The organism is Vibrio sp. V39_P1S14PM300 (genome assembly GCF_009904765.1).
In the GTDB taxonomy this organism is placed as follows: Bacteria; Pseudomonadota; Gammaproteobacteria; order Enterobacterales; family Vibrionaceae; genus Vibrio; species Vibrio proteolyticus.
On sequence record NZ_WXWP01000282.1, the window covers coordinates 1 to 9100 of the forward strand.

The following is a 9100-nucleotide window of genomic DNA, read 5'->3' on the forward strand; positions in this document are numbered from 1 at the left end:
AGTCTATCCGGACTCTTTTCAGTGACTCTCGATTGAACTCGAGCCAGCTTAAAGCTGGCTCTTTTTTATTATTGATTCTTTTATTCAAAACCGTTAGCCAAATGAGCTGCTACGCGATTTTCCGCTCTGGCGTCAATTCGAATTTGAATGCTTTGGCATGTTCCCGCCCGGTCACTAAACCCATTTGATACCCTTCCATCAGAACCGGCTGTTTCATGGTTAAGCGCTGTACGTGAAAATCTTCCGGCGGTGCAATAACACGAATCACAGCATCGGCCGGCGGGTTATGAATAAACGCCAGCGAGTCATTGTAGTTATCGGCGCGTTTAAGCATGGCATCCGCCAACACAGGATGACGAGCAAACAGTTTCTTCATTAACCAGGGATTACGTGCCTGAGGCATTTCATAGCTGACCGGATGAGACAGAATCACCGTAATATCGCGCGCACCACGACGGTATGCTTCTTTGACAGGGATGGAATCGGCCACACCACCGTCAGTGTAACACCCACCAGAAAAACATGGCGTGTGCTTGTACGCGATTGGTAGTGCTGTCGTTGCCTCAATCGCTTTACTGAAGTTCTCACGGGTCACGCGGTAATAGTCTGCTGATCCAGTGTTCACATTGGTGGCGGCGGCAAGAAACGGAATCGAACTGAAGACACGTTCTTCATCGACGGGATAACGGCGGTTGGACTCTTCAAATAGCCATTTTACGTCAATCAGATCGCCACCTTTAATAAATCGGGTCGGGTCAAAAAAGCGCTTACTGGTGGCAAGCTGAGTAATGACATTAATGCTTCGGTGTGGGTAGTCCGCGAGATAACCAATCAGGTTCGATGCGCCAGCCGAAACACCAATGGCAAAATCATAAGGTTTATGATCCAGCTCCAGAAAAGTATCCAATACACCAGCGGCGAACACGCCCCGCATGGCGCCACCTTCCACAACGATTGCACTTTTTGACATCGGCCTTCCCCATTTAATCACTCAACCAAGTAATTAGGGTATCGGGATCAGCGAGTTAGGGAAAATAGATTGTGCTTATCGATCAGATAGACTGCACCTATTAATTGGTGTTTATTTGCGGTTATCCGGATGACGTGGACAATCAGCACACAGTTCCCTGCCCTGACATTTGAACACCAAACAGCAACTTGTTCGTACCAGTTGCAGTCGTCCACTTTGAGGGTGAACGCTCAGGCTTTTTAAGTGTTTATCCGGCAGTTGGCAGGCGTTCAACCATAACGCAGCCTGCTCAGTTAAGTAGTCATTCGTCAGCTCAGGAAAGAACTGTTGCACTTTGATAATACAACCAAGCAGCAGATCGGCCAGGAGATGATTGGTAAAGCCAGGACGGATTCGGCTCCATTGGCTAATCTGGTCACGGTAAAACGCCAATAACTCCGTTAGCTGCCGACCAGCCTCAGCTATCAGGGTTTCCTCATCACCATGTATATGATTGGCATCGGCAAACCGGTATCCTGCGATGAATTCCGGCTGCACCAGTTGCGCCATGCGATGAATGTCAGGCAAGGTGCGAAAACCATAGATGGAGAGAAAAGCAATATAAACCGGCTGCCAGCATAATAAGTCCCAGGTACGCGTTAACCAGTAAGCACTGCCCGCATCCGGATTTGACTGAGCTAATCGATGGTACAACGCCTGAATCGTTTCCGAGGCCGGGGTACTGATATGAATGGAGAGTTCCGGAACTGGCCCGATTTCTCCGGCGAGATAAGGCGTGATCTGTTTTGCGTGATGAAACAACTCATCAAAAAACCCGTGCTGCATGTTCCGCCTGTTGTTTCCCTACAAGTAACTGACGACACGATTATGCCTTTTTTACCAATAAAAGCAATTAGTTCTCATTTGCGCTCGTGAATAAGAGTCACTTACAAAAAGCCGGAGCAAAATGACTCCGGCTTGGTTATCCCACCAACAACAGCGTTTAGCTGGTTTGCGCTTGATCCTTTGTCTGTTCACGCAGCTTTGTCAGATACTTGATCCAACTCTTGGCCTGGCGAGATGGTTCGGTAGCATCTGCACGTTTTGCCTGGACCAATGCGGCTTCAATTTGATTGAGTTTGTATAAAGCCCGGGTTTTCGCCAACGCGACATCGGCTTTACGCGCCGGTGAGGTCACTTTATCTAACTCCTTCAACGCGCGCTGATAGTGTCCTTCCTGTACCAACAGTTGTGAGACATTCCAATGGTACTGCGCATTGAATTTCGCGGCTTTTGACCAGAACTCAATTGCTTTGTCCCACTCTTTTGCCTGTTGCCAGTATATGGCTTGTTCTTTGAGCAATTTAGCGTCTGAAGCCGCACCGTTTAACTCTGCTAATTGCTGTGCAGCTCGTTCAGGGATCCCACGTTGCGCGTAGAGTTGGGCTAACAAACGTAAATCCTGCTGGCTTAACTCGACACCTTGCATCTTGGCCAGTGCCAGCGTGTCCAGCGCACTGCGGTTCTGCCCGACGCGTAAATGAAGGCTCACCAACTGACGCCACCAGGCTGATTTCTGCGGTTCCAGTGCGAGTAACAACTTCAGCGTCGGGATAGCGGGCTTCCACTGCTCTAACTCTAACTGCGCACCCAGCTTAAGTTGAAGTGCACTGGCATTGCTACGATTTCCGAAAGCTTCATACTTTGCAATCGCGTTCAACACCGGCTGCCACTTCTCAACCTGATAGTTCGCCTGAGCGATCCGGAACCAAACTTCATCCGCCTTTTGCGTCTTAGGTACCGATTTCACCAACGCATAGTAGTGCTTGAGTGACTGCGTGTACTGGCCGTCATTGAGCAACAAATCGGCCAGCATTTTTTCCGTGTGCCACGCCTGATCGTCGACCAGCGCATCACTGTTAACCGCCGACTTTAACGACGTAATCGCGTTGGTGTTATTGCCGTTTTGCCAATACACCACTCCAAGCATTCGATTGATCATCGCCTGGTCGTACTTACGCGATGTATCAATCCCTTGTAACAGTTGGATCGCATCTTTGTACTGCTCCTTCTGCGCCAGGTCGTTCGCTTTTTGTAACCGAATGGCCGTGTACTGGCTCAACTCGGCAGCAAGTGCAGAGGCTGAAAGGAGTAAGACTGATATGCAAAGGAGTAATCGCTTCATCACTTGTCCATCTTAAACTCAATGTTCACGGTTTGCCCTGGCTGAGCAACCCCTTCTCCATCCACCATTTGTGGCTGATATTTCCATTTCGTCAGAGCGCGAATCGCTTCACGTTCAAACACCCCTTCCGGGTTCGCACTCACGACTTTAATGTCCGTCGTGCGACCAGAGGCGTCAATGGTAAAACTCAGAACTACGGTTCCTTCGAGACGACGCTTCTGGGCGCGTGGCGGGTAACGCGGCTCAACCCGGTAAAGCGGCATCACTTGTTGAGTGACTCCAAAACCACCGAACTGTGGTGCGCTGACCGCCACACCCTCGACCGCGGTATCGAGCCCCATACGTTGCAAAGAAGACATCGGTTTTGCCTGCTCAACCGAGCTGGTAGACCGCGTCACTTCGGTTTGCGGGAGTACTTCCGGTTTCTCCGGCGGTTCCGGCAAACTGCGCTGACGACGTTGCGTCTGCTGCTCATTCTCAACCATTACCATGTTGAAACTGAGTGCTTCAGTCGCATCCGGTGCTTTGCGCTGACTGTTGTCCACCATCCAGGCCATAAAGCTAAACAGCGCCATCGTCACGCCGAAAGCCACAGGCAAGGCAATAAGAACTCGCCGCATTAGCCTTTCTCCGCTGCCAGCGCAATGCTCTTGATGCCAGCGCCCTTAGCGGCGTCCATCACTTTCACAACGGTACCGTTGTACGCATGTTCATCCGCCTGAATCACCAGCGACGCATCAGGCTTGTCCAGAATCAGGTGTTCCAATGTTGCCTGAACACGTTCCGCATCGACCATGCGCTTATCTATATAGATGTCGTTAGCCGCAGTGATTGCCACAAAAATACCGGCGTCTTTCTGGCTAACCACATTCGAGGCCTGGGGTCGATTAACCTCCACACCAGACTCTCGTACAAACGAACTGGTCACAATGAAGAAAATCAACATGATAAAGACGATATCCAGCATGGACGTTAAGTCGATCTGCGCTTCATCGTTTCGGGTATGACGTCGACCGAGTCTCATGACTGACTCCTTAAAGCTTGTTCTAATTTTAATTCACGCAAGTTGCAGGCTTTTGCCAACCGGGCATGGACAAACATCCCGGCCAATGCAGCGACCATGCCTGCCATGGTAGGTAACGTGGCCAGCGAAATGCCAGACGCCATCAATTTTGGATTGCTGCTGCCTTGTGCCGCCATCACATCGAAGACCGAGATCATGCCTGTTACCGTGCCAAGTAATCCCAGCATGGGGCAGATAGCGACTAACACTTTAATAAAACTGAGGTTCTGATTCAGCGCAATATGCGCTTCACCGATCCATCCTTCACGGATAGAGCGCGCGTACCAAGACGATTGATCGTGACGCTCTTGCCAACGCACTATCCACTCGGCCTTCTGTTTCGGAAACGTCATTGTGAGATACAAAATACGTTCCGTTACCAGCAACCAGCTGACCAGTACAACAGCCGCCAACCACCATAAAACCTGCCCCCCTTGCTGCATAAACTGCGACAACGACAAAGCCCAGTCACTGGACGTTATCGAGGCAGGTAGCCAGGAAAAGGAGAATAACGTATTCATTACGCAGCGTTCCCTACAGCTTGTTTCGCGTTATAGGTAGCCGATTCCTTTTCAGCTTCCGCCGCAACCAGACCAATACCCTGTTTCTCCAGAATATTGCGAATCGCTTCAGCCTGAGAGCTCAAGATGTTGTGGGCCAGTAGCAGAGGCATCGCCGCGACCAGGCCTAAAACTGTCGTCACCAGTGCCATAGAAATTCCCCCGGCCATTACTTTCGGATCGCCATTGCCAAACTGAGTAATGACCTGGAATGTTTCAATCATACCTGTCACCGTTCCAAGCAGACCCAGCATCGGTGCCAGAGCAGCTAAGAGTTTCAGCATTGACAGACCACGTTCCAGGCCCGTCTGCTCATCCACCACGGCTTCAAGTAATCTCAGCTCCAGCGCTTCAACACTGCGGTTTTGTTCTTTGTTGTAAACTGACAGCACGCGACCAAGCGGGTTGTTACCCGGCTGGTCGGGTGTTTTCAACTGCTGACGAATTTTCTGACGCGCAATCGACAGTGACGCTCCACGGAACAGCGCAATGCCCAACCCAACCAACAACAAAGCAATGATGATCTTACCGACCACACCACCAGCATCGAAACGGTCCGCCAACGTTGGCTCTTGCGCTAGTTGCTCCAGCATGATGCCACGCGACGGGTCCAGGGATAAATGTTGTGTCTCGCCGGAAGCCAGTTGCGACGCGACAGATAGTGTCGGTGCATTGTCCGGTTGTTTCACATAAGCAATCGCATCCTGTCGTTGACCATTCCAATGAACGTAGCCCTGCTCGGTCACCAAACCAAACGCGCCAATACGCGCTGCGTTGACCTGCTCGGTAGCCCCGTCACCATTGATGAAGTTCAATGCACCAGTTGTAATTTCAGCACTCGCATTAATCTGGTCTTGCATCGCCAGCCATAGCCCTTGCAACTGCTTCATAGACGGTAACGATTTGGCTGCGACAATCTCATCGACCACAGAATTGTATTGATTGTGATCCCAGCTGATAACGGAAGATTTCAGTTCCGAATCCAGCTCTTTCGCGTTTTGACGCACGACTCCGAACAACTCACCCAGACTACCGGTTTCCAGACGCAGCTGTTCTTCCAGACGCGCCAACGTGTCTTCGTTATCGCTGAACTGTTTGGCCAAAGCATCGGTATCGGCTTGAATAGCGTTACGCTTTGCCACCAACTGCGCTCGAAGCGCCGCAAGCTCTTTTTCTGTTTGTTTAAAGCCCGCTTCACGCTGTACGTTGTGTGCCTGCTGCTGCTTGGCCTCTTGTGCCGCTTTGTTAACCAGGCCAGTATCTGCAAATGACGTTAATGGTAATGCCGCCAAACACAGTGCGGCGACTAATGTTTTCATCTTCATTATTGTGCCTCCGCAACAGAAACCGGCAAGGTCACCAGACCCGGTGCAATTTGTTGATTGGCGATACTGAACGCTTTATCCAGCTCGGTTTTAACGCCTGAATCCAACGGCTGCCACTGTTTCGCTGACTGATTCCAGTTCCAGTACTGCCCACCATTCAAACTGCGTGCAACCAGCGACACTCGGCCAAGGTACAGCACATCTGCTTCGATGAGATTACCACCAAGTTCGATTGGTCCCTGATAGCTACCCAGCTTAGTGCCGTAATCCACTTCAATCTGATACGCTTCCAGAATGCGACGATATTTTTCCGCATCACTGACATCTGCGCGAGTCATCAGCGCTTCGAGCTTGTTCACGCGCTCTTCACGCTGCGCTTTTTTAATCGGTTTGTCGTTTTCAATGCTGGTTTTCAGCCCATCAATCATCTGGTACATCAAGGGCACAATGCCCTGACGGGTTTGTTTGATGTCTTCGATCTGAGTTTGTAACGAAACGCTTTCCTGCTGCTGGTTTTCAACTAAGGCAGACAGGTGATTGCGATAAATCTCGAGATTTTTGATCTCTTCCCGAAGCTGTTCAATTTCGGCTTTGTGGGAAAGAGTGGTATCAGCGCTGTTGTCGATGCGTTGCTGACTGGCTGCGGACGCCTTGTTGGTTTTGCTTTGAATCGCTTCGGCTTGATTCAGCGATGTGGCATTTGCACTGCTGATAGTTGTCGCAATCAGAAAAGCAAAGGTAGATTTTGAAAGATTCATAATGGTTATCGGTCGCTTAACGTATGGAACTTGTCCCAATTGATAAAAGCTATCATTATCAATAAAGGTCACATACTAGCGAATTTCACCATTTTTGCAATCAGACAGTGTCGAATATCTGTGAATAATATAATCAAAGCCCTGCATATGCAGGGCTTTGGATGGTCAGGCTTATTGATCGCTGACCAAAAGCACACTCGCTTCAAGCATCGTCGGGCCGTAACTCACCACTTCTGCATTACGCACATCAAACAGTATGATTTCACTGGTTGATTGAATATGGCTGTTACTCCAGACGTACGAGCGCACATCTCCGGCGCCATATCCCTCTTCATTGGTTGAATAAGGAAACGCATTCGCAAAGGCTTTGCTGTTCAGAGCTGGCTTCATGCACGCATGCTCTGCCAGTGTCATTAACTCTTTAACGCTGGGCATACGCCATTCACTTTTGCCAGCAAGGTGATACAGCGCGTGGTTCTGACTTTGGTTGATTGACTGTACCTCATTCAATGCCGCCTGCCAGAACATTCCTGTACCTTCGCCATCACAGCGCTGGTTCGTGCTGTTCCACTTTTTCCCGAGTGGACAGCGCATCCAGGTCAAACCGGTGACTTTGTCTTTGATGGTGCCGTTGCTATTGAACGCATAGCGCACATTAGGTGCGCTCTTTTGTAAATCAATCGAGCATTGTTGCCCTGCCATCCCAACTATTGGCATCAGTGATAGCAGGATACTGGTCGTCAATTTTTTCATTATTTTGCCTCCTTGGATACCAGACGGATCGGTAGCTGATACGACGTACCCATTCCAGCTTCAACCTGGTCACTGTATATCTCGACACCATAGGTGATGCCGCGAGTCTCACCGCGCGTCTGGGCAATCTGGATGTAACGCGCCCCTTCTACTTTGTATGCATCGTATTCGGTAAAGAATTCGGTTGATGTCCAGACTTCTCCCTCAGCAAATTCGCTGGCCACTGATTGACGAGGAAAGTACTGTGTCGTCAGGCCATAAACGCGACCGTCATCATCCGTTTGCGTTTCGCCAAAATCGATCAGGTCGTAGTATTCGCCAAAGGTCGGCAGTCGCCACTGGTCAATGCCACACACTTTATGTTGATTCAGATACGCGACGTACTCCTCGGTTGAGCAGATACCGTCAGTGGCTTTACAGCCTGTTGCGTCAATATCCGCTGCATATGGTTCAAACTGACCACTGACCTGATAAACGAACAGACGGTCCTTAAACTGAGGTGAAGCAGCATCGTCAACTTTACTTTCCCATACCAGACCGGTTCGCTCGTCGCGCACGCATGACCATTCTTCTGCATCGGCACTTAGCGGCTGACCATTGGCATCCAGCTTGGTCAGCTTGAATCCACCGTCTGCGTGGTCGTAACCGAAATCAGCGTCCTGCCCCGGGTAGTCCGCCTGCGGATCCGGACTGTCACCGGCATCGGAAAAGTAGCTGACGATACCGGTGTCATTGTGCCCCAGCTCAGCAGTAGCATTCACTAGCTCGGCCAACAAGGCGTTCATCATCTCATCTGTTGGCGCAGTCGCCAAAATGACGTCCTGATAGTCGGACAAGTTGCTGCTCAGCGCAGCCAGCATCGCATCCGCTTTGGATTTATCCATAGCGGCAATTAATGTCAGCATGTTCTGTTCCAGTGTCGCGTAGTCGTTGCTGTCGCCCTCATTGAGAAGGTTGTTTGACGCCGGCAACCCCATCGCTTTGAGCTCAGCAATGACGTTCGATACCGCAACAGACAAGCTGGCCCCCGCCGCCATCTGCCCTGCAACCAATGTCGTGATGGCATTGATTTGGTTGCCTGAGGTTTTACGTTGACCTGGCGCGACAAGAAATGCGTTCGCTGACGACATTCTGTTCGCATCGCGAGACAAGGAAGAAATGCCGGTATCCAGCGCCACTACCAATGGCGATTCCAAGATGGCCTTGTTGGTACTGGTGATGGTAAAAGCACCATTTTGTGATGTGGTGGATGGCTCACCGCTGTCACAACGAAAATCTCCGTTAAGATCAGCACACACTTTTTCATTGCCATTGGCCGCTTGTGCGGTCACTGTTCCTGATAAGCTGTAAGTTGGAGCACTGGTGTCAGACCCGCCGGAACCTGAACCACCACAGCCTGCCAGCAACACAGCTGCGGCCAAAGCAGATAGTTGATATTTCATAATAATCATTCTTTATTTAGATGATGAATTAAAGCGCTCACGACGCCAGAACATCAGGCCACTCA

The 9100-nt window shown here is 50.3% G+C and carries 10 protein-coding genes; all 10 read right to left on the minus strand.

What is annotated here, in order from left to right:
* Positions 1 to 109: 109 nt before the first annotated feature.
* The gene (locus CAG65_RS14410; RefSeq protein WP_161454098.1) at positions 110 to 970 is read right to left on the minus strand and encodes a patatin-like phospholipase family protein; all 861 of its coding nucleotides are present in this window, start codon (positions 968 to 970) and stop codon (positions 110 to 112) included.
* Between the two features lie 111 nt (positions 971 to 1081).
* Positions 1082 to 1795, minus strand: coding sequence for a siderophore ferric iron reductase (locus CAG65_RS14415; RefSeq protein WP_161447439.1), 714 nt, complete (start codon positions 1793 to 1795; stop codon positions 1082 to 1084).
* A gap of 157 nt (positions 1796 to 1952) precedes the next feature.
* Complete coding sequence (locus CAG65_RS14420) at positions 1953 to 3134, minus strand: tetratricopeptide repeat protein (RefSeq protein ID WP_161454099.1); 1182 nt, start codon at positions 3132 to 3134, stop codon at positions 1953 to 1955.
* Positions 3134 to 3754 (minus strand): energy transducer TonB, encoded by a 621-nt coding sequence (locus tag CAG65_RS14425; RefSeq protein WP_161454100.1) that lies wholly within the window; start codon positions 3752 to 3754, stop codon positions 3134 to 3136. The genes CAG65_RS14420 and CAG65_RS14425 overlap by 1 nt, the downstream gene beginning before the upstream one ends.
* The gene (locus CAG65_RS14430) at positions 3754 to 4158 is read right to left on the minus strand and encodes an ExbD/TolR family protein (protein ID WP_021703376.1); all 405 of its coding nucleotides are present in this window, start codon (positions 4156 to 4158) and stop codon (positions 3754 to 3756) included. Before CAG65_RS14430 ends, CAG65_RS14425 begins: the two co-directional genes overlap by 1 nt.
* Entirely contained in the window at positions 4155 to 4718 is a 564-nt protein-coding gene (locus CAG65_RS14435) for a MotA/TolQ/ExbB proton channel family protein (RefSeq protein ID WP_021703377.1), read from the minus strand. Before CAG65_RS14435 ends, CAG65_RS14430 begins: the two co-directional genes overlap by 4 nt.
* On the minus strand, positions 4718 to 6082 hold the full coding sequence (locus CAG65_RS14440) for a MotA/TolQ/ExbB proton channel family protein (RefSeq protein WP_021703378.1): 1365 nt from the start codon (positions 6080 to 6082) through the stop codon (positions 4718 to 4720). Before CAG65_RS14440 ends, CAG65_RS14435 begins: the two co-directional genes overlap by 1 nt.
* Positions 6082 to 6840: a DUF3450 domain-containing protein gene (locus CAG65_RS14445; protein ID WP_161454101.1), complete on the minus strand. Its 759-nt coding sequence runs from the start codon at positions 6838 to 6840 to the stop codon at positions 6082 to 6084. The genes CAG65_RS14440 and CAG65_RS14445 overlap by 1 nt, the downstream gene beginning before the upstream one ends.
* Before the next feature lie 171 nt (positions 6841 to 7011).
* Positions 7012 to 7593: an Lcl C-terminal domain-containing protein gene (locus CAG65_RS14450; protein WP_161454102.1), complete on the minus strand. Its 582-nt coding sequence runs from the start codon at positions 7591 to 7593 to the stop codon at positions 7012 to 7014.
* The gene (locus CAG65_RS14455) at positions 7593 to 9035 is read right to left on the minus strand and encodes an Lcl domain-containing protein (RefSeq protein WP_161454103.1); all 1443 of its coding nucleotides are present in this window, start codon (positions 9033 to 9035) and stop codon (positions 7593 to 7595) included. The genes CAG65_RS14450 and CAG65_RS14455 overlap by 1 nt, the downstream gene beginning before the upstream one ends.
* Positions 9036 to 9100: the final 65 nt, after the last annotated feature.